This is a genomic window from Colwellia sp. BRX10-4 (assembly GCF_014077465.1).
Taxonomy (GTDB): domain Bacteria; phylum Pseudomonadota; class Gammaproteobacteria; order Enterobacterales; family Alteromonadaceae; genus Colwellia_A.
In genome coordinates, this window is record NZ_JACGVZ010000013.1 from 62523 (window position 1) to 84833 (window position 22311).

Sequence of the window (22311 nt, forward strand, 5' to 3'; positions counted from 1 at the left end):
GCATTACTGTTAAACTATCATTGCAAAGCTTTAACCGTTTTAACAACCTCATCAACAGTAAAATTAAAGTACTCCATTAACACTTTGCCCGGTGCTGACTCTCCAAAACAACTAAGGCCAACAACGCCGCCACTTAAACCGACATACTTTCTCCAAAAATCGCTATGGGCGGCTTCAATAGCAACACGCTTAGTCACAGCAGCTGGCAATACTTCTTCTTTATAATCGCTACTTTGCGCATCAAATATAGTGGTTGATGGCATAGAAACAACTTGTACTTTTTGTCCTTGCGCGGTCAGTACTTTGCCAGCATCTAAAGCAAGTTCTACTTCAGAGCCCGTCGCAATTAAGATAACCTCAGGTGTCCCTTGACAAGTGGCTAGTACGTAAGCACCTTTTTCAATATTTGCTAACTGTGATTCATTGCGAGGTATGGCTGATAAATTTTGACGTGAAAAAATTAATGCACTCGGTGCTTTTTGATTTTTAACCGCCATTTTCCAAGCAACAGCAGATTCAGTGGCATCACAAGGACGCCAAGTTGTTAGGTTAGGTGTGGTACGTAAATTGGTTAGCTGTTCTATCGGTTGATGCGTTGGGCCATCTTCTCCTTGTCCAATGGAATCATGGGTGTAAACAAAAATATTTTGAATACCCATTAGCGCTGACATACGAACTGCATTTCGAGCGTACTCCATAAACATCATAAAAGTAGCACCGTAATTAATAAACCCGCCATGTAAAGAAAGACCATTCATTATGCCGCTCATACCAAATTCACGAACACCATAATAAATATAATTACCTGCGACATCACTTTCTATACCTTTAGCGTCTGGCCATAATGTTAAATTAGACCCCGCGAGATCAGCGGAACCACCCAATATTTCGGGTAACATGGCCGCAAACTCCGTAATGGTATTTTGTGAAGCTTTACGAGTTGCAATATTTTCGGCTTTGCTTTGACATAACTGAATATAATCATTCGCTTTTTGTTCAAATGCTACCGGCAAGGCTTTATCAATCACTCGGCGTTGAAATTCGTTCGCAAGTGTCGGGTGTTCTGCTTTGTAAACTGTAAATTTTGCTGACCAATTATCGCTATTGTGCTGACCTTTTATTTTATGATCCCAGTCAGCATAAATATCGTCAGAGATAGCAAAAGGTGTTTCATCAGACCAGTTTAAAAATTTACGAGTAGCGGCAACTTCATCATCTCCTAAAGGTGCACCATGGCAATCGTGAGAGCCAGACTTATTAGGAGAGCCAAAACCAATAACGGTTTTACAACAAATCATGGTTGGCCTGTCAGTGACTGCTTTTGCTTGCTCAATTGCACTTGCTATGGCCGTTGCATCATGGCCATCAACAGAAATAACATGCCAGCCATAAGCAGAAAAACGCTCAGGTGTATTGTCGGTGAACCATCCTTTAACTTCGCCATCGATAGAGATACCGTTGTCGTCCCAAAAGGTAATTAACTTGCCTAATTTAAGGGTACCCGCTAACGAACACACTTCATGCGAAATTCCTTCCATTAAACAGCCATCACCTAAAAAGCAATAAGTAAAATGATCAACAATTTGATGCCCTCTTCGGTTAAATTGACCGGCAAGCGTTTTCTCTGCTATTGCCATGCCAACTGCATTAGAAATGCCCGCACCTAATGGTCCTGTTGTTGTTTCGACACCTGGAGTGTAGCCATACTCTGGATGACCCGGAGTTTTGGAATGCAACTGTCTGAAGTTTTTTAGATCATCTATCGATAAGTCGTACCCTGACAGATGTAATAGTGAATAAATCAACATAGAGCCATGACCATTAGAAAGTACAAAACGGTCACGGTCACACCAATGCGGATTATTGGGATCATGCTTAAGAAAGTCCCGCCACAACACCTCGCCTATATCAGCCATGCCCATTGGTGCACCTGGGTGACCCGACTTTGCTTTTTGAATGGCATCCATTGTTAATATTCTAATGGCATTAGCTAATTTTTTACGTGGCAACATGATTACTCCTACTTTTGGTTTCATTGTTTATGATACTATTATTTAAAATAGTATTTTCTTGTCCAATTGGTCAAGAAAAACTTGACACATATGACAAGATAGTATTATTTTAGTGATGACTCTATAGAAGAAAAATGCTGCTCGATATTGAAAAATATTGCTAAATAAAGCTTAAGAGTAAAAATAATTATTTGAAACGTTGATTATTTTATAGAGATTATTTGAACTAACGGATCACTGATATTTCAATGAAAATGTTACAGAATAACGTTGGTTCTTTTTAAAAACTTAGGGAACAAATATAAAATGAACAAACTAAGACTGTCAAAAATAGCCAGTGCGATTGTAATCGCTGTTGGTTTATCGACTTCTGCAATGGCTGCAGATACCTCGTCTTCAATGCGAGGTAAAATCCTAAGCCCTACGGGCGAAGCCGCTAGTAATGTTAAAATCACCGTTATTCATGAGCCTTCAAAAACCAGCCGTGAGTTTATGACAAATGCCACAGGTACCTTTACCGCTAAAGGTTTACGTGTTGGTGGTCCTTATACTGTTATTATTGATTCTGACACTTACAGTGATACCACTTTAGATAATATTTTTCTTAATCTTGGTGATACCCATCGTATTAGCCAACAGCTACAAGCAGATAATATTGAACGTATTCAGGTAACAGGCTCAAGTTTTCTTCAAAAATCAGGTGGTTCAAGCAGTATTTTTGGGGCAGAGCTTATTCAGAATACGCCAAGTTTTAACCGCGATATTAAAGACATTGCCCGTTTAAACCCATTAGCAAGTATTAACGGTAACGGCGAGTTAATTATTGCTGGTGGTAACCCACGTTCAAACAGTTTAACCGTTGATGGTATTGGCCAGAATGATGACTTTGGACTTAACTATGGTGGCTACCCAACAGAGCAACCACCAATATCGTTAGATGCTATTGCGCAAATATCAGTCGATGTGTCACCATTTTCAGCACAAAAAGGTAACTTTGGTGGTGGTACCATTAATGCAGTTACTAAATCGGGATCTAATGAATTTAAATTTTCAGGCTTTGCAGAAACTTCAACACCGGACATGGCTGGTGATGTTCAAACAATAGATATAGCAACTGAAGTTTATTATACTGATTCAGACGTCGATAAAAAGAACCCCAGAGTACGCAATATATTAGATGATGATGACCATCAAACATTTGTTACGAAAACGGTTGCCCCTATCAAAACACAATCACGTTTTGGTTTTAACGTTGGCGGCCCTATTATAGAAGATAAACTATTTTTCTTTGTTAACTATAGTAATTGGTCGAGTGAGTTGGCCATGGATTATGGCTTCCAAGGGAGCGGCGCTACCCATGAATACGATATTTCTCAAGAGCAATTTGATGACTTCAATATAATTTTAGGTGATGTTTATGGCCGCACTGATTCTTTAGGTGGCGATCAAGAAGACACCAATGAAACGTTATTAGCTAAATTAAGCTGGAACATCAATGATGATCACCGACTTGATTTCACCTACCAATGGCAAGATGATCAAGATGAGCGTAATGCCGGTACCGGTGGTACAACCGTTAGCATGGCATCAAACCGCTATACTTATGCAACTACATTTAATAACTTCGCCACTAAAATTTATTCAGATTGGACTAATGACTTCAGTACTGAAATGGGCATAAGCTACAAAGATGTTGCAACAGATAGCAATACTAATAGTGATATTGGTGAAATAACCGCTATTACAGAATATCGTGGTCCACAGTTTGTTTTTGGACAAGACCAGTTCCGTCATGCCAATGAATCAGCCACTCAAAACCTGACATTGTCGTTAGATGCGACTTACTTGATGGATGACCATGAAATTAATTTTGGTCTCCAATATGAAGATTTAAACTTATACAACTTATTTGGGGCTAATTCACTAGGGTCTTGGGAGTTTGCAAGCTTTAAAGATTTTGCCGCACGTGATTTAGCTAGATATGGCGAATTTACTTATCAAAATTCCTATACCGGCGATACTCAAGACCTTGCTTACGATGTTTCACGTAGCCAACTATCCTTTTATATTGAAGACAACTTCGACCTAACAGACGATATCAATGTTACTGCAGGTGTTCGTTATGAACGATTATCATCAAGCGACAAACCAACACTTAATAGCAAATTTCAAGAAACTTACGGTTACACTAACCAGGAAAATCTTGACGGTTTAGATATTATCTTACCACGGGTTAATATTGAATGGAGATTCTCTGAAAAACTAACACTTTCTGCGGGTATTGGTCGTTTTCAAGGTGGTATCCCAAATGTTTGGTATAACAACCCATTTCAAAATGACGGTATTACGCTGGTTGCTGCATCAAGTAAAGCGGTTGAAGATTATTATAAAGATAGACTTGTTGAGATTGACTTCAATGTTCCTAGCGAAATAATCAGCTCACTTGAAAAAGGCGCTGGTAGTACAAACTATACTGACCCGAATTTCAAACTCCCTTCAAGTTGGCGTAGCCGCATTGCCGCAGATTACACTTTTGACATTGATGGCTTAGGCGAAAACTTTAACTGGTCAACAGAGTTGATGTACCATGTTAAAGAAAATGAAGCTGTTTGGAAAAATACCGCATTACTTTATCCTATTACCGCTGCTGATGGTGAGCGTCTAATCTATGAAAGCCGTTACACCGGTGATGTAAAGGATAACTTTGATATTCAAATGACTAACGCGCAAGGCAATGGTCGCTCTATTATCTTCTCAACAGCGCTAGCAAAGCGTTGGGACAACGGCTTAAGTATGACCATGTCTTACGCTCATCAAGATATCGAAGAAAATCACGCAGGCTCATCATCACGCGCACAAAGTAACTACAAAAATAATGTTGTTAAAAGCCGTAATATTGATTTCGTTGCTCGTGGTAATTATGAAGTTGAGCATAACCTAAAAATTAACTTAGGCTATGAAACTGAGTTTTTTGCTGGTTATAAAACTAATATCAATTTATTCTTTGAACGTCGTTCAGGCCGCCCATTTAGCTGGGTAACCGGTAACTATCAAGATGAAGACTTAGGTGATACTCGCGACTTTTATTCAAACTCGGCTTACTTAGCGTACATTCCAACAGGTGCTGAAGATCCAAATGTAAATTGGACCGATTCGGGAATGAAATGGAACGAGTTAGAAGCACTCTTAGACCGAGCAGGTATTAGTGAACGAGGTGAAATTCTTGACCGTAATACTGGCACACAACCTTGGGTAACAACGATGGATCTCAGCATTAAGCAACAGATCCCAGGTTTTGCAGAAGGTCATAAAGGTGAAGTATTCTTGATGGTCAACAATTTTGCTAACATGTTAAATGATGACTGGGGTGTTGAAAAGCGAATGGGCTATCCACAACAAGCTATTTATGATTTTGCTGGTTTAGATGGTGATGGTAAATATAAAATAGATAAAGTTTATAATGGCTCTGATACTCGCAGTTACGATCAAACGGTATTAGGCTCATCTGGTTGGCAGATGAAGGTAGGCATTAACTACAAATTCTAATACCAATCGGTAAAACTGCTTAATAACAGTTTTGTATAAAAATCGAACGGCTTTGATTTAATTCAAAGCCGTTTTTTTATTTTACGGCTAACTTTTAACTGATAAGAATGCTCACAAATATCATTACCTGCTGGGGTTTATCTAGCGACCCCCAAAAGAATAAGCTTATGTTTTAATTAATTTATATTTTAAGTAATACAGAGGGCTGCAACCATACCAACGTTTAAATGCGCGATTAAAAGAACTTTGATCGTTAAAACCAAGTTTTAAGGCGATAGTACCTAAGGGATATTTACCCATATAGCCTTGTAACCGCCTTTTGCGTTCGCTTTCAAGTAAATAAGCAAACGAGGTCTGTTGTTGTTTTAACTGACGTTGCACCGTTCGAACTGTCATGTTTAAAGCACTTGCTGTGCGTATTAAATTGCAATCGTCCAAATCATTTTTAGCCATCAAGAGATGGCTTATTTTCTCGGCTAAGCGCTGTTGGCTTTTAAAACCTGACAATTGCTGCGCCGATACTTGTTTAAGTGCTAAATTAATAGCGGCGTTATCAGTTTTAAAAGGCAGTGCTAAATAGCTACTAGGAAAGATAATTTGATTATATTGTGCATTAGTTTTAATCGGGCAGTTAAACCAGTCAGCGAGTCTCTTTATTTCAATATCAGGCCAAGACTCAGTAAAAAAAATATAACTAGGTGAAAGCTGGGAGTTAAGCAATTGGCGAATAACACTAACCCAAGCCGTCATATTACGTAAAATAGCCTGCGCGCTGCAGCTTGCGTTTGGCAACCAACGAATAATAGCGATATCTTCTTGTTGTTCAAATTCAGCCTTGCCGATATCGGCGACCAAACGGTCATAAATTAACAGCGATGAAATTGCGCTTGCTAAATTATTACTCGATTCGATGAGATAACCCAACACACCAAAATCCGCGGCTCTGATTTGCTGGCCTAATTTAAATCCAAAAATTGGCTCATTTAAAGTCTGTTGCGCATAATTAAGCAGTGCATTATAACTGCTTAAACTAATGCGAGGCGCTAACTGTTGCGCTTGCTTATTAGCGTATTCATCAAAGTTTATCGCCGATAAAACACTTTGACTCTCTAAACCAAGCGTTTCAAGGTAATCAAGACAACTTGTATAGTAATGATCGGCCAACGTGGTCATTTGTCACCTAAAGCTAAAAAATGGTCATCAATAAGCAAGTCTGCCACGGAAGTTTTTTTTATACTAGTGGTAATTATCAAGAGTGGTGGTGGTAACTATGATATCAATAACCTTAAAACAGCATATTAATGCAACACCGCAACAAATTTGCGAGACCTTGCTAGAGCACCAGCAATTAAGTCGTTTTTTTGATGCAACTTTTAGCCTGATTAAACCACAAAATAAAGATGAACTAAAAGGTGGCAAAGGTGCTATTAGGCAAATAAAAATCAGTGGCATTCAATTTGCCGAGCGTATTATTAGCGCTGACCATCACCATATAAGTTATCAAATAATAGGTAATAAACCCGTTGCAGAGCATCGCGGCGACATTTATTTTAATGAAAATGATTTTGCTAAAGATAGTCGCATTCCCGCAACCACTGAAGTTACCTACCATATTAGCTGCAAAGCCCCCTGGTGGTTACCGAGCTTTATACTGGCTTTTTTTATTAGAAAAGATTTAGTGCAAGCACTTAAAAAATTAGCGTTACACTTTAAAGGTGACAGAGTATGTCCATAGAAATTATTTTACTGGCGCTAAGCCCGGTCTTTATTATTTTTGTTACGTTAGAATTTATTAAATATCGCCGTTATTACGATATCAAAGACAGCTTCGCCAACACGGCACTGGCTCTGATGCATCAAGGTGCAGATGCTGTCGCCTTACTGATTTTAATGCCCTTTTTTTATTGGCTTTATGATTATCGACTCTTTGATATAGCGCTAAACCCTATCAGTATTTTTGGTGCCTTTATCTTGCAAGACTTCTTGTATTATTGGTTTCATAAGGCATCTCACCATATTCATTGGTTATGGGCCGCGCATGTGGTTCATCATAGTTCGACCAAAATGAACTTTACTACCGCCTTTAGACAGAGCTTAATGTATCCGCTTGCCGGTATGTGGCTATTTTGGTTGCCGATGATATTACTAGGTTTTGACCCCATTACCGCATTTACTGTAGTCGCACTTAATTTGGCTTATCAATTTTTTGTTCACACTCAAGTTGTGAATAAGTTAGGGTGGTTCGAAAAAGTTTTTAATACCCCATCGCATCACAGGGTTCACCATGCAATAAATGCGGGTTACCTGGATAAAAATTTTGCTGGGGTACTGATTATTTGGGATAAATTATTTGGCACCTTTGCCGAAGAAGAATCTGGAAAACCTTGTAAATACGGTATTGTTGGACAACTGCACAGTAATAACCCACTGACGATTACCTTTCATCAATGGCGTTATTTAATAAGCAGTATGTTGACCAGTAAAGGCATGAAAGCAAAACTGAAGGTACTCTTTGGTTATCCGACCAGCTCCGTTAAAGAGAAGTAAGTGAGATAACCGCTAAGCTTTGCTGGTTCTTACGACTAAGCAACAACACCTTGCTCAAAAGCACTTGAGATAATGGCATCATCATAGTTAAGCATATCCTTTAAAACAAAGTAGGTATGCTGTCCTAACTCGGGTGCTGCACTATGGTATTGCAGAGGTGTCGCCGACAGATTAATGGGTGATGCCACAACATCGATTAAATCGCCATCATCGTTTGGCAGTTGCTTAACCATAGCTCGGTGTTTTATTTGAGGATGGTCAAATACTTGCTCTAGAGTATTTACCGGTCCACAAGGTACTGATATCAATTCAAGTTGCGCTATCCACCACTGCGTTGTTTGTGTCTTAATTTTTTTAGCTAATGTCGACACGACATCGTCTCGATGAAGAACCCGTTGAGCATTCGTGCTATAGCGGTCGTCTGCTGCAAACTCGTTTAGCTGACACAAATGACAAAACCTTGAAAATTGGCTGTCATTGCCGATGGCTAAAATTAAGTCACCGTCTTGGGTGGTAAACGTTTGATAGGGCACGATGTTTGGGTGTGCATTACCTAATCGCGGCGGGTTTTCATTAGTGGTTAAGTAATTCATCGCTTGATTAGCCAGCATTGCTGTTTGAACATCAAGTAAAGCCATATCAATATATTGACCACACTTGGTGTGATGCCTAGCCATAAGAGCGGCTAAAATAGCGTTACAGCTATATAGCCCGGTCATAATATCCACGACTGCAACCCCAACCTTCATTGGACTGCCTTGCTGTTCACCGGTAATACTCATCAGGCCACCCTCGCCTTGTATCATGGCATCGTAACCGGGTTTGTGAGCATAAGGACCCGTTTGCCCATAGCCAGTAATTGAACAATACACCAAATTAGGATTAATTTTTTTCAACTCAGCATAATCTAAACCATATTTAGCTAAATCACCGACTTTAAAGTTTTCAATAAAAACGTCTGACTGCACCACTAAATCTTTAATGATCTGTTGACCTTGCTGACATTGAATATCAATGGCAATAGATTTTTTGTTACGATTAGCGCAATGAAAGTACGCCGCTTGTGGCGGTTGACTGGTTGCTTGGGATTTTACAAAAGGAGGTCCCCAAAAGCGGGTGTCATCACCTACTTTTGGCCGTTCAACTTTTATCACCTCAGCCCCCAGATCAGCGAGCATTTGCGAGGCCCAAGGCCCCGCAAGTATCCGGCTTAAATCGACTACCTTGATACCTGCTAATGCCGATGGAGGGTTTGCGTTTGTAGGAGTATCTGTCATTAGCAAAAAGCTTGTAAACCGGTAATAGCACGACCTAAAATTAAGGCATGAACATCATGTGTACCTTCATAGGTATTAACCGCTTCAAGATTCATCATATGGCGAATAACCCCGTATTCATCACTAATGCCATTGCCACCGTGCATATCACGTGCAACACGAGCAATATCAAGTGACTTACCACAATTATTACGTTTCAATAATGAAATTAATTCAACCGGACATTGATCCGCATCCATTAACCGTCCCATTTGTAAGCAACCTTGTAAACCAAGACTTATCTCAGTTTGCATATCGGCAAGTTTCTTTTGAATTAATTGGTTAGCAGCTAAGGGGCGACCAAATTGCTCACGGTCTATCGTGTAAAGTCTTGCGGCATTAAAACAGAACTCTGCAGCCCCTAAAGAGCCCCAAGCGATGCCATAGCGCGCTTTATTTAAACAACCAAAAGGCCCTGCTAAGCCTTTAATCTCTGGGAACATATTTTCATCGGGTACAAAAACGTTATCCATAACAATTTCGCCGGTGATTGAAGCACGTAAAGAAAATTTACCTTCGATTTTCGGTGCCGTTAACCCTGCCATACCTTTTTCAAGCACAAAGCCGCGGATTATCCCCTCAAACTTTGCCCAAACAACAAAAACATCAGCGATAGGCGAATTGGTGATCCACATTTTACTGCCTGTTAAAGCATAGCCACCCTCAACTTTCTTGGCGTGCGTGCTCATTGAAGCAGGATCGCTACCTGAATTAGGCTCAGTTAACCCGAAACAACCCACCCATTCGCCGGAAGCAAGTTTAGGTAAATATTTCATCCGTTGCTCTTGTGTACCATAGGCATAGATAGGATGCATAACGAGTGATGATTGCACACTCATCGCGCTACGATAGCCACTGTCAACGCGTTCTACTTCACGAGCGATTAAGCCATAGCTAACATAGTTAACTTCACTGCCACCATACTTAGCAGGCAAAGTAGCCCCTAGTAAACCCAATTGACCTAATTCACGCATTATTTCTCGGTCAAAATGTTCATGTCGATTGGCTTCGAGTACTCTGGGCATCAATTTTTCTTGGCAATAATCATAAGCCGTATCGCGTATCATACGCTCTTCTTCGGTTAATTGATTATCAAGGAACATCGGGTCTTGCCAGTTGAAAGGCGTTAATTTGTCGCTCATCAGGTAACTCCATTAGTAGGTGGTTATGCGCTAAATTTTTTATTTATGCGTTAACTCTATCCTCAAAATAAAAATAAATATAATATATAGTTATTATATTTATCATAACTTTCTCTTATATACAGGCTTAATATGAATTTAAAGCGTTTAGCATATTTTTGTCAATTAGCCTTATTAGGCAATTTTACTCGGGCTGCACATAAAATAGGTATTGCTCAGCCAGCGTTGAGTATAGCTATTCAAAAGCTAGAACAAGAGGTTGGTTTAAAACTAATTAATCGTACCGATAAAAACTCCTTATTAACCGCTGAAGGCGAAGTGCTCTATAAACTGGCAACACAATTATTAAGCCAAGCAAAACAAGTTGAATTAGAGTTAGAAGAACTGAAAGATTTAGAAAGAGGTACCATTCGCTTTGGTGTTTCCGCGATGATGGGATCTTATTACTTTCCGAAAGTGTTAACGGCATTTAAGCAACAGTATCCAAAAATAAAAATACACTTGATTGACCAAGGCACAGCGGCACTCGAGAAAATGTTAATGGATGGCGAACTCGACTTAGCCTTGATCCGCGGTGATTTAGAGAATCAACAACTGCGTTATACCGAGCTTATTGATGAGGAAATTGTTGCTGCTATGGCGATTTCACACCCGCTAGCAAAAGAAGAAACTTTATCATTGGCACAATTTTGTCAAGAACCACTGGTGTTGTTTCATCAAGGTTATTTTTTACGTGAAGTGGTTAGTCATTATGCAAAAGCGCATAACTTATCATTAGACATACGTATGGAAACGAATCTTATTGAACTGCAAAAATCATTGGTTCGAAATGAAGTCGGTATCACCACCTGTTTGTCACGTATTTTGCAAAATGAACAGCAGATAACTTCAATTCCGTTTGAACCAAAACTCGCCTTTAAATTGAGTTTGGCATGGAAAAAAAATCATTATCTTTCTAAAGCGAGTAAAGCCTTTATGACTTGTTTAACCTCTACACTCGATCCCATCAACTAAGTATTTTTGCTTAGCTTAGGCTTAGGCAACATAGAAAAATCATCTTCGTTGTTTTGGTCTTTATAGATTGCCCTTATGTTGAACTTAATATGCCAACATCGATTGCCTGCTGTTCATTACTAAAAATAGCCATTGCCGTATTCATTTGTTTAAAGCCAAGCTTTTTATAAAAACCTTCTTTACCCGGATTAGCATATAATATTATTTTTTTATGTCCGAAAGATAGCTCAACTAATTGATTAATCATTTTACGCCCTAACCCCATCCCCTGATATTCAGGATGAATAGCAACGTCACATATATATGAACAATCAAGTCCGTCAGCTAAAGCTCTCCCTGCACCAATAAGCTTTTGTTTTTCATAAACAAAGCACTTAAACTTACTGTTTGAAAAGACAATATTAAGGTCGTCTTTGGCTTTATTACCTAAAGGCGCAATACGATATAACCTTGATAACTGCTGCCAATCAATGTCGGCTTGGTCGAAGACCCATGAAAAGTTCTGCATATATTCCTTATTTAATATCACAACAAGTGGCTAACAATTGTCGTCTATTATCGTAAAATAATGACTAATTTTTTATCATCTTTTATTAATAAAAGAGAAACTGTAAGCATGTTATAAAGCGCTGTTCATTCTCTCAGACAACTAAATTTAGTCATTGTTCTTTTTAATAAAGTCGCACATTGAATCTAACAGCAAGTACCGGCTTTATAAATACTATTCTCTATTACTTATATGGTTGAATAATAATGCAGCTAAAATAATGCCCGCGCCAATACTTAACTTCACTAGATCAGCATCTCTGTTCCAAATAAGTACGTTCACAATAATACCTGCAGGAATAAGTAAATTATTCAACACGGCTAATGCACCGACATTGACTAAGGTAGCACCTTTATTCCAGCCAAAGTAGCCTAAACCCGACGCTACAATGCCTAGGTAAATAAGGACACCCCATTGCGTTGCTGTACTGGGTAATTTATCTGAATTGCCGAATAAGGTATAGCAAACAACAGCAACGATTAATGCACCAATAAAAAACCAGCCAAAGACCGTTTTATCATCTAACTTGCTATTAGCCATTAAACGTTTGTAAGTGACTTGTCCGGTTGCAAAACAAATGTTGGCCGCTTGCACAAGCAGAAAGCCTGTCCAAAAGTTACTGTTAATACTTTCATAACGAATAGCTACTGCGCCGCCAACGGCGATAACGGCAGTTAGAAAAAACTTAGGGTTAAAGTGTTTTTCAAGGGCATCATTTAATAGCGTGATATAGATAGGTGTCATTACCGTAAACAATAAGACTTCTGGTACAGATACATATAAAAAGGAATGATAATAAAAGCTATACATAACGCCAAGTTGCACAGCGCCTATCATCATAAGCTTTAGCGCTAAGGGCTTTGGTATTTGTGTTAATTTCAAAAAAGGTAAAAAAACTAAGGTAGCGAGCGTTATCCGCATAAGCACACTAAACCATGCATCAACCTGCCCTGCCAAATAAACGCCGATTAAACTAAATGAAAATGCCCAAAGCAAAGTAACTGCAAATAAATAGCCCATAAAATCTATCGTTAAATAATTAATTGCCGCAGTCTACCTGTTATTAATTACGGTATAAACAATAAAAGAGAGCAATAAGCAATATAAAGACCAAACCAAGCAAAATCAATTATTCAAGCTGCGACTTGTATGTAAGTCCAAACTCTGTTTATATTGATGCATATTCAGCAAAATCTTAACAGAAGGGAACTATGTCTGTATTGAATCACCCCAAGAAAACCCTGTTTTTATGCGCAGCACTTTCACTCACCGCTTGCCAAAATGATAAAGAACCCAATAAGGCCCCCGTAATGAAAGTGGAAAACCTTGATAAAACTATTACCTATGACACCTTAGGTAAAACTGACCAAGATCATTTATATCTTGAGGAAGTTTTAGGTGACAAAGCATTAACTGAAGTAAAAAGCTGGAATACCCGCACCCTCGACCGCCTAATGGCAGACCCTCTATTTGAAAAAATGAATAGCGAAGTGTTGGAAATTGTTAACAGTAAAGACAAAATTCCATACGCGTCTTATCGAAATGGAGAAGTGCATAATTTTTGGCAAGATGAGCAACATGAGAGGGGGATATGGAGAAAATCGACCCTCAGTAGTTACCTTTCAGACACTCCGGTTTGGCAAACTGTTTTAGACTTTGACGCTCTGTCAAAAAGTGAAAATAAAAACTGGGTCTACAAAGGCAATAACTGCCTTTCACCTGATTACGAAATTTGCATGGTCAGCCTTTCTGATGGCGGTAAAGATGCCGTTATTCAACGTGAGTTTAATACCAAAACTCAAACTTTTGTAACCGATGGTTTTATCACCCAAGAAAGCAAAGGCAGTATAGATTGGCTAGACAAAAACACCTTAATTATCGGGGTTGATTTTGGTGAAAACACCATGACAACATCTGGTTACCCTATGGTTTCTAAACTATGGCAACGCGGTACTGCGTTATCGAGTGCCGTTGAAATTGACCGTGGCGAGCAAACAGATGTTGGCTATTGGGGGGGTATAACAGAGCTAAGTGATGGCCGCCGCGAAATTATTACTACCCGGGCATTAACCTTTTATGATACCGAGTATTATTGGTTTCCACGTAAAAGTGATGGCAGCATCAGTGAAAAAATCAAATTACCAATACCTAAAAAATCAAATTTAAGTGGTGAGTTTAAAGGGCAAATGATTGTCAAATTAAACGAAAACTGGCGTGAATTCAAACTAGGCGACTTAGTCAGCTTTAATATTGATGATTTTATGAATGATAGCAAAATTGACCTTGTTAACCTTGTTTTTAGTCCTGATGAAAAATCTTCAATTGGTAACTTTGGCGTCACAAAATCTAAAGTACTGATGAGCATCTACCATGATGTAACCGGCTCTGCTCATCAATTCGATTGGCATGACGGTAAATGGACCTCTAAAAAATTAGACTTTCCAGCTAATGGTTCCGTCTCTATTGGCAGTACCAACAGTAAAGAAGAAATTGCTTTTATTTCAGCAGAGAGCTTTCTTAACCCTGACACACTTTATACTTATAACACCGCAACAGGTGAAAAAGCTAAAGCGAAATCTTTACCTAGCTGGTTTGATGCTGAAAGCATGGTCAGTGAACAATTTTTTGTTTCTTCAACCGACGGTACTCAAGTCCCCTACTTTGTGGTTCGACACAAGAATACAAAGTTAGATGGTAAAAACCCAACGCTTTTGTATGGCTATGGCGGTTTTGAAGTTTCTCTAAACCCTAGTTATTCCGCTACTCGTGGAAAGTTGTGGTTAGAAAGAGGCGGTGTATATGTCCTAGCCAACATTAGAGGCGGTGGCGAATATGGACCTAAATGGCATCAGGCTGGTTTAAAAACCAATCGCCAACGTATTTATGATGACTTTATTGCTGTCGCTCAAGATTTAATCACAAAAAAAATAACGTCTCCTGAGCATTTAGGTATCGAAGGTGGCTCAAATGGAGGCTTGTTAATGGGGGTGATGTTTACCCAACGTCCTGATTTATTCAATGCGGTAATATGTGCTGTGCCCCTGCTTGATATGATGCGCTATCATACACTATTAGCAGGTGCCTCATGGATGGGCGAATATGGCGACCCTGAAAACGAAATTGAAGGTAAGTTTTTACGAAGCATTTCGCCTTATCATAATATTGACCCTGCTGTAGATTATCCAGAAGTCTTCTTTATAACATCGACAAAAGATGATCGTGTTCATCCGGGACATGCTCGAAAAGTAGCGAAACGCATGGAAGATCAAGGGCATAAATTTTTATACTATGAAAACATTGATGGTGGGCACTCTGCTGCTGCCAACCTTAAAGAAACCGCCAAGCGAATCGCACTGCAACATACTTATTTAATGCAAAAGTTAGCAAATAATTAACAGTTTTATAGCGTAACACTGATGATAGTGGCAGGATAATTCGTAGCACTTGTCTAATTATCACCGCAGGTTTTTTGAAGTCTGTTTAACGTGGTTAAACAGACTTTTTATTAATAGCAGTAACGAAGTCTTGCCATCAATAGCTATAAGGAACATTGTTTCTGTACCTTTATTTAAAGTACCTTGCGAGGCTAATATGGGTAAATAAATACCCAAAACCTTAAAGCACTAGCTTTTGTCTTTTGATATTTGATGAATAAGTAATGTACCCCAATCATTCATTCCATCGCCAATAGCACCGACCATCAGCGACAAATACTTTTTCCCGGTAGCTTGCTTATAAAAATTACTATATTCATTTAAATCTTCATTACTGATTTCACGATAAATAAAATATGACGTTAAAACCATTTGCTGTTCCATTGATGGCTTTATATTGACCGCCATTTGTTCTAATTGAGCATCGAGTTGCGTGGCAAGCTCAACATTTTCTGGTTGGGTGATTTTCAACGCTTCAAACATATTTTCTAACATCGCCATCATCAAATTCATCCCTTGTTCTACAATTTCTGATGACTCAACATAATTAATAATTACTTTTGTTCTCTCAGGAGATGGCGGGCTTGATTGCAACTCAGCCATATAAAGCATTAAATTTTGCTGAAACATTGGATCAGTAGATTGAAGTTCAGCACTTACAACGCGAGAGGCAAGATCACTATCCAACCATGTAAGAATCGGCTGTAGTTCAGCTAATGAAATATTCTTCCTGATGTTTTCAGTCATTTTTTTTAGCATCACATCAGGATTTAATGACGATGCAAACACTTGCATAAATTTTTCATGTTCAACTGGATTTTTAGCCGTTAAAGCCATTTGTTGACCCATCGCTTGCAATTGTAACGGTAGTCCCTCAATTGACTGGGTTATCCCTGACTTATCCATTAACTGATAAATTTGTTTGTCTGTTATCTGATCATTGGCATACGATGTTGTGATGATAGACGACACTAAAATAATGCAGAGAGCTATAAACGTAGTAAATTTTTTCATGTTGTTCTCCAGATTTATTAAACTATATGTTTAAAAATTTTTAGTGACTTTACCATTTGAAGTAAGTCGCTAAATTCCATTAAAAAACTTTCTATAAATACAAGTTATGCCCCCTTTTCATTATCAAACCAAAAAAAAGCCTTGCGTACCGTGCGACTGAAAATGTGATAAAAAAGAGTATCCAATAAACTAATTTGTTATGAACTAGGTTTAGGTATAAAAATCACTAGACTTAATAAAGGTAACTTAAGTCTAGTTTATTAAAACAAAACAGAATAAGTTATTATGGGTGGCCTAATAAGTGGTGTTTTTTGCAAGCGTCATATAGACACTTAAGGTAAAACAGATAACCAGCATCGGCAAAAAAGCACACATTATGATTATTGCCGCGACTAATAACATGATAGTGAACATTCGTTAAAAAGTGGCATGGTTTATGGAGCATTATCGACTCCTTTCGATAGTGAATACCCCGTTCATTATAGCTGATTAATGACAATAGCAAATAAGATCTATTCTCAAGTGTCACCGACCTCTTTTATTTTTCTAAGTATTTCTAAGGAAGTTCAAAATACTTTCTGTGCCTATGTATTTCACATAACTTTTCTTCACAAAACTTCAGCTTTAATGAGTTAAAATACGACGCATTCACGTAAAAAGACCATGTATCCTGTTTTTCAAATGAAGAAAAACCTATTGGATGAAATAACGGTTCAACCATTACATTAAAATCTGGTTTCGTTGCTAAATCTTTAGCTGTTTCAGTAGTTACTTTAATTTGAATAAATACGGAGTCTCCATCACCTTTAAATTGGCTCAGAGATCTTGCAAGTGATTTATATACATTATTCTTATTTGCTCCAATCTTCAAACCATATGCTGAGCCAGATGTAACTGTTTCATCAATATAAGTTAACCATAGATAAGCAGGGTAGCTCAAAAACAGAAAACATAATATTGATAAGAGAGGTCTAATTCTCATTTATCTTTCTCCTTAAACCCAACTCTTTCAGGAACTGTGCTACCGGGTTGGCTTATACCGTTATTTACAAAAGAATACCCCCCATCAGCTTTCTTAGCAATCGCTCCAGCAGCGGAATTACTGTTTACACCACCTTGTACTTCTGGCACCGCACTATATTCTTGGCCTCCTTGCACAGAATCAGTAATCTTAGCAACTTCCGCGTCCGTTGCATCAATCTTACGATAAGTAACTTCTGAACCTTCAATACTTAGACTTTGCCAAGCTTCCATATCTGAATCAGAAGTACCTTCTGAAAACCCTCGTGTATCAGAATTTACTTCGCCCATTTTGTCATTACCAGTATCACCGAATGACCTCACTGTAGCCAAAGGGTCACCTATAGATTTTGCATTGTAAACAATAAAGTTGTGGTTAGCTGAACTTGTAAAGCTTAATGCCTTGCTAACCAAATAGGAAGCCTTCCCATCAGGATCAGTATACTTATACGGATTATTATTTGCATAAGCATAACGATTAAAGTTATGAACATTGTTAAACCCAACAGGATCATTCGAATAAAACCGCCCAATCACTGGATCATAGTATCGTGCTTGCATATAACTTAAGCCAATATCAGTATCGAACTTATGTCCGGTATAACCTACATCATCACTTTGTGTTCCAATCGTTTCACCAAAAGGTTGATAGTGTAGAGTTTTTATAATCACTCCCGCTAAGTTACTAAATGCAGCGGGACTGCCTAAATAGTCAGTATGAATGAATTCTACACTGGCATTTTTTGTGGCGACTAATTTACCACCTAAACGGTAGTAATCTGTGTTAACCCCACCAACTTTTCTAAACATTAGCTGACCAGATAAGCTGTACATCGAATAACTTAAGCCTGAACCATCGTTTGTTTTCACTCTTCGGTTATGGCCATCATAAACATAAGTATTGCCACTTGCTTCGTCCATTTGACCGGCAACATTATACGAAAAGCTATCATGACCATTTGAAGTGACATTTCCTCTACTGTCGTAAAGAAAGTTATATGATTTACTTCCTGTGGTGTAATTTAAACGGTTTAAGCTGTCATAAGCATACCCAATCGATTTAGAACCTATTTTATAGTAGGTAATATTACCTTTGGTGTCGTAATTAACATCTCCGGTACCCGAGTAACTATCGGTGATCAGGTTTAACCTATCAAGCCCGTCATAGGTTGCTTTTAAGTCATAGGCATTATTTTTTTGGTCATCCCAGAACGTCAAATTATTATTTGAGTCGTAGGTCATGGCTTGTTTTATCGCATAAGTGCCACTTCTTGAATCATAGGTTGAAGCAAGTAAGCCAGCACTGTTTAGCGTAGCAGAATACACAAAACCATTGCTATAATTATGAGACTTAATAGCACCTAATGCATGATACTTAGCATTCGTTGCGTAATTACCCACTCGCAATTGTTGACTTAACGCATTATGCTTGACATTCATCACTTGCCCGCTGGGATAAGTGATTGAACTTTGATTACCTAAATTATCCGTTTGATAAATTAAGTTGAAGGTATTCCCGTCTATAGATAAGCTTTCAGAGGCCAATCCCCCTAAACTATTGTATGAATAATGATTAGCAACACTTCCGGTATTAAGGGTAATTAACTGACCATTTCTATCATAATAAAAGCTTTTGTTTGCTCTATCATCCTCATATGTTTCTGAAATAGTATTTCCTCGGTATCCATAGACGTAATTCGTTTTATTTGAACTACTTACTAAACTAACGCACGAGGTGGTACTAGTACTAATCGACGTTCCATAAGCTTTCCAGCTTAACTGCCCGACACTATCAAATGAATAAGCTCTCGGGCCAACATCCTCTCTAACAACTTTACAAAGCTTTTGATAATCATCATAAACGCGGTATTCATGCTCTCCGCCTTGGCTAACGCTGCTAACATTACCGTAGATATTGTAGGCCATACTTGTACTAACATCAGCGGGTGAGTTAATTAAAATAGGCATTGATTGACTAGGTGATGCATAAGACAAATAAGTGGTTGTGGTAACATTGCCTTTATTATCATTAACTTCTACTTTGTCATTAACCAAATATCGATAAGATATTTGACCTGAAATGGCATTGTTATTAACCGCCTTTGGACGCCCTAATCCATCATAGCTGTAATTAACACCATAATAAGTAGACGCAGAACTTGTCTGCTGACTTTGAAAAGTTGGTTTATTTAAGTAGTTAAAGTTTGTTCTTACATACCTTGTTGTATTACTACTATCGCCGTTATCCCACTCTTTTACGGCCAACGGCCTCAATAGTCCATCATAAAAAGTCTGTTTACGGTAGTCACCTTGACTAACCGTTTGAACCGTCATACCTGAAACTGTTCCTGGAACGCCAATACCACCTGATGACTGTGAATATGAAATATTGGTATTTGACCATTCTTCGTCACAAGGGTCTATTAAGGTTAACCGCCCTAGAGTGTTATAGCTGTAGTTTTCACAGTTACCTTCAAAATCCGTTACTCGAGTAACCTGAGCATTGGCATTGACTATTCGATAACCATATTGAGAAACTGTACTGCGGCTCTTAGGCGTCTGAATAGTTCTAGGAATTCCACGATAATAATTTGAGTATTTTACCCACTGATTATTGGCATTTCTTGTTATTTTATTAGGTAGACCATTCGATAAGTAGGTGTAATTGGTATGCCAACGACCAAATGAGTATTGGTTAGCGGGTTGTGACTTGTAGATCCCCGCAGCAGAGTGATAAGTCGTCTTTACTACTTCTTCATAAATAGTACCGTTAAAGACCTTTGTTTGATATGGCCGACCAATTAGCCAGTATGTTGGATCATTATTATAGGTGGTTTGAATATATTTATGTTTGTTACCATTAGCATCATTGTATTGGTGTGCCTGCGTTGGGTTACCATAAATATCATATGAGTTGGTTAGGTGAGTAAAAACATCTTTACCACCTACTCTATAGTATTCTTTTACTTCAGAAGCAATTAACGCTCTGTTTGAATGAGCAACACCACTGCTTAACTCAAATCCCACATTACCGATATTTTGACGAGTAAATGTTTTCTTTGTTTGGAGCAGCATCGCGCCGTTTGTATCAAATTCTTCTACAGCGGCTAAGCTACCGTCTAAGTAACTGGAGTAATCACGGTTATGATAGTATTTTGTTCGACTGTTATCTGGAGCTATTACTTGTGTCCATTTATAATCTTTATTATTGATATTGCTCGGTAATGTACCCTTTAATAACATACTACTTTGGATATTTTCATTAGCGGCAAAACCTGTGTTTTCAGAGTAATCATAATTCCATGTCATCTTGGACATTCCCGGTCCGTCTAACACTTTTTCAATAATAGACATGGTTGCGTAGCATTGTGGTTGTATATAGGGACCGTTATTACTAGTAGTGGTTTCAAGCGTGTTACTTCTTCCTTGAACTTTTCCTTCAAATTGAAATGTGCCAGTTACACCATCAGGGTGTGTGATACTTGCAGTACTGTTTTTTGGTGTATAATTTATGGTGTATGCACAATCATCCATTTTGTCACCGTTCCTGGTACCAACAGTTGGTTTAGCATTTCTATATGGGCTTAAATCAAAAACCCAGTTTTTACCATCAGGTCTGGTGACAGAATCTAGCCCTTCCGAACTCCCATATGAATATGTCCAATGACGTCCGTTATAAGAAACTTTAGTAATATGATTTAGATGGGATCCCGTTCCATAAGTCATAAGAACTGTTCTGCCATCACTGGACGTTATTGAAGTTAGCTTGTTACCAGAATAATTATACTGAATCCAATTACCGAAACGATCTTCTACTTTTGAAGCCAACATAAAGGCTTGATACCGAGAAGTAACTTTATAATCTCGATAAATACCCTTAGAGGATATTAATCTCATTTTGTTGAAAGTGTACTTAAGCCCATAGGGTGAGTGACCGATAAAGCCTTCGCCATTGCCTCCTGAACGAGTAAAACAATCGAACTTCCAATTAGATTTTGTTTTTCTACCGTTTTTTTCAACTAACTTCTCTTGCCGACCGGGTAAAATAAGAGAGTCACCGTTCCAGTATTCATGAGATTCAAACACGTTACCATGATCAGAAATTCCGCCAGGGTTTAAGGAACCAGAGCATTCTTTGCCTATTCCCCATGAACCTGAATACCGAGAACCATTAAAAAGTAGTGTGGTATGAATCGCGGGGATTTCAAGTAACCAATCATCAAAAAAAGCTGAATTATAAGCAGTTAAACCGGCAGCTTCAGGATAGAATTTTCGAGCTATGACAATGTCGGGGCCAATCCCTTTAGCCACCAAATCAGTATGGCTAAATCCAATCGTGCCAGAGTTAAGGTCAATATGCTCGCCGAGTAAGTCGGTTGTATAAGGCGTAACAGAATCTTTTACAGACATACGCGCTAAGATATCTTCATTGGCAATACCATAAGCATCCCCACCAGGGTCGTCTCCGGGATCACCACCGCTAGGAGGAGCTAAAGTAGACATTTTTGTTGATGACTTGTGCGTTGTTGGTAAGTTTTGGCTAACAATTGCTGAAGTAATTTCCGCAGTCATTGCTTCATTGAATGGAATTTGTTTAGCAATTGCCATTATAGGTAAAATTAATGCTATCGTTAAATATCTCATAGAAATCCCTTATCTATTAATAATTACAATAATATTCAGTTACTTATTTTAATAACTTATAAATAAAAGTTAAAA

Annotated in this window: 14 protein-coding genes; 5 read left to right on the forward strand and 9 right to left on the reverse strand. The window is 38.4% G+C overall.

Going from position 1 to position 22311, the window contains the following annotated elements; translation table 11 throughout:
• Positions 1-17: 17 nt before the first annotated feature.
• Positions 18-2012, reverse strand: a complete 1995-nt coding sequence (tkt, locus tag H4J67_RS11690) for a transketolase (protein WP_182203822.1) — start codon at positions 2010-2012, stop codon at positions 18-20.
• Between the two features lie 306 nt (positions 2013-2318).
• Between tkt and H4J67_RS11695 the strand changes: the two genes are divergently transcribed.
• Entirely contained in the window at positions 2319-5558 is a 3240-nt protein-coding gene (locus tag H4J67_RS11695) for a TonB-dependent receptor (RefSeq protein WP_182172267.1), read from the forward strand.
• 165 nt (positions 5559-5723) lie between these two features.
• Here H4J67_RS11695 and H4J67_RS11700 read toward each other — a convergent pair whose 3' ends face one another.
• On the reverse strand, positions 5724-6731 hold the full coding sequence (locus H4J67_RS11700) for an AraC family transcriptional regulator (protein ID WP_182172264.1): 1008 nt from the start codon (positions 6729-6731) through the stop codon (positions 5724-5726).
• 97 nt (positions 6732-6828) lie between these two features.
• Here H4J67_RS11700 and H4J67_RS11705 point away from each other — a divergent pair, with 97 nt between their 5' ends.
• Both H4J67_RS11705 and H4J67_RS11710 read left to right on the forward strand, forming a co-directional pair.
• A complete protein-coding gene (locus H4J67_RS11705; protein ID WP_182172261.1) occupies positions 6829-7293 on the forward strand; it encodes an SRPBCC family protein in 465 nt (154 codons plus the stop codon).
• The gene (locus H4J67_RS11710) at positions 7284-8105 is read left to right on the forward strand and encodes a sterol desaturase family protein (protein ID WP_182172258.1); all 822 of its coding nucleotides are present in this window, start codon (positions 7284-7286) and stop codon (positions 8103-8105) included. Before H4J67_RS11705 ends, H4J67_RS11710 begins: the two co-directional genes overlap by 10 nt.
• A 35-nt stretch (positions 8106-8140) precedes the next feature.
• Here H4J67_RS11710 and H4J67_RS11715 read toward each other — a convergent pair whose 3' ends face one another.
• Entirely contained in the window at positions 8141-9382 is a 1242-nt protein-coding gene (locus H4J67_RS11715; RefSeq protein ID WP_182172255.1) for a CaiB/BaiF CoA-transferase family protein, read from the reverse strand.
• Positions 9382-10563 carry an acyl-CoA dehydrogenase gene (locus H4J67_RS11720; protein WP_182172252.1) on the reverse strand — a complete coding sequence of 394 codons (1182 nt, stop codon included), beginning with the start codon at positions 10561-10563 and terminating at the stop codon, positions 9382-9384. The genes H4J67_RS11715 and H4J67_RS11720 overlap by 1 nt, the downstream gene beginning before the upstream one ends.
• Before the next feature lie 132 nt (positions 10564-10695).
• Between H4J67_RS11720 and H4J67_RS11725 the strand changes: the two genes are divergently transcribed.
• The gene (locus H4J67_RS11725; RefSeq protein WP_182172249.1) at positions 10696-11577 is read left to right on the forward strand and encodes a LysR family transcriptional regulator; all 882 of its coding nucleotides are present in this window, start codon (positions 10696-10698) and stop codon (positions 11575-11577) included.
• Between the two features lie 73 nt (positions 11578-11650).
• Here the strand turns inward: H4J67_RS11725 and H4J67_RS11730 are convergent, their stop codons facing one another.
• Together H4J67_RS11730 and H4J67_RS11735 are read right to left on the reverse strand one after the other, a co-directional pair.
• Complete coding sequence (locus H4J67_RS11730; protein WP_182172246.1) at positions 11651-12085, reverse strand: GNAT family N-acetyltransferase; 435 nt, start codon at positions 12083-12085, stop codon at positions 11651-11653.
• A 213-nt stretch (positions 12086-12298) separates the two neighbouring features.
• Positions 12299-13144: a carboxylate/amino acid/amine transporter gene (locus H4J67_RS11735; RefSeq protein ID WP_182172243.1), complete on the reverse strand. Its 846-nt coding sequence runs from the start codon at positions 13142-13144 to the stop codon at positions 12299-12301.
• 191 nt (positions 13145-13335) lie between these two features.
• Here H4J67_RS11735 and H4J67_RS11740 point away from each other — a divergent pair, with 191 nt between their 5' ends.
• Complete coding sequence (locus H4J67_RS11740) at positions 13336-15519, forward strand: prolyl oligopeptidase family protein (protein ID WP_182203824.1); 2184 nt, start codon at positions 13336-13338, stop codon at positions 15517-15519.
• 228 nt (positions 15520-15747) lie between these two features.
• Here the strand turns inward: H4J67_RS11740 and H4J67_RS11745 are convergent, their stop codons facing one another.
• From H4J67_RS11745 to H4J67_RS20650, 3 genes are all read right to left on the reverse strand, one after another.
• A complete protein-coding gene (locus tag H4J67_RS11745) occupies positions 15748-16572 on the reverse strand; it encodes a hypothetical protein (protein ID WP_182172238.1) in 825 nt (274 codons plus the stop codon).
• Positions 16573-17128: 556 nt separating this feature from the next.
• Complete coding sequence (locus tag H4J67_RS11750) at positions 17129-17554, reverse strand: hypothetical protein (protein ID WP_070376782.1); 426 nt, start codon at positions 17552-17554, stop codon at positions 17129-17131.
• Entirely contained in the window at positions 17551-22236 is a 4686-nt protein-coding gene (locus tag H4J67_RS20650) for an RHS repeat domain-containing protein (RefSeq protein WP_182203826.1), read from the reverse strand. The genes H4J67_RS11750 and H4J67_RS20650 overlap by 4 nt, the downstream gene beginning before the upstream one ends.
• Between the last annotated feature and the right edge of the window lie 75 nt (positions 22237-22311).

Coding starts and splice junctions, on each gene's coding strand:
- H4J67_RS20650 (WP_182203826.1), bottom strand. CDS start 22,236: ATGAGATATTTAACGATAGCATTAATTTTACCTATAATGGCAATTGCT.
- H4J67_RS11735 (WP_182172243.1), bottom strand. CDS start 13,144: ATGGGCTATTTATTTGCAGTTACTTTGCTTTGGGCATTTTCATTTAGT.
- H4J67_RS11750 (WP_070376782.1), bottom strand. CDS start 17,554: ATGAGAATTAGACCTCTCTTATCAATATTATGTTTTCTGTTTTTGAGC.
- H4J67_RS11715 (WP_182172255.1), bottom strand. CDS start 9,382: ATGACAGATACTCCTACAAACGCAAACCCTCCATCGGCATTAGCAGGT.
- H4J67_RS11720 (WP_182172252.1), bottom strand. CDS start 10,563: ATGAGCGACAAATTAACGCCTTTCAACTGGCAAGACCCGATGTTCCTT.
- H4J67_RS11705 (WP_182172261.1), top strand. CDS start 6,829: ATGATATCAATAACCTTAAAACAGCATATTAATGCAACACCGCAACAA.
- tkt (WP_182203822.1), bottom strand. CDS start 2,012: ATGTTGCCACGTAAAAAATTAGCTAATGCCATTAGAATATTAACAATG.
- H4J67_RS11740 (WP_182203824.1), top strand. CDS start 13,336: ATGTCTGTATTGAATCACCCCAAGAAAACCCTGTTTTTATGCGCAGCA.
- H4J67_RS11695 (WP_182172267.1), top strand. CDS start 2,319: ATGAACAAACTAAGACTGTCAAAAATAGCCAGTGCGATTGTAATCGCT.
- H4J67_RS11745 (WP_182172238.1), bottom strand. CDS start 16,572: ATGAAAAAATTTACTACGTTTATAGCTCTCTGCATTATTTTAGTGTCG.
- H4J67_RS11730 (WP_182172246.1), bottom strand. CDS start 12,085: ATGCAGAACTTTTCATGGGTCTTCGACCAAGCCGACATTGATTGGCAG.
- H4J67_RS11710 (WP_182172258.1), top strand. CDS start 7,284: ATGTCCATAGAAATTATTTTACTGGCGCTAAGCCCGGTCTTTATTATT.
- H4J67_RS11725 (WP_182172249.1), top strand. CDS start 10,696: ATGAATTTAAAGCGTTTAGCATATTTTTGTCAATTAGCCTTATTAGGC.
- H4J67_RS11700 (WP_182172264.1), bottom strand. CDS start 6,731: ATGACCACGTTGGCCGATCATTACTATACAAGTTGTCTTGATTACCTT.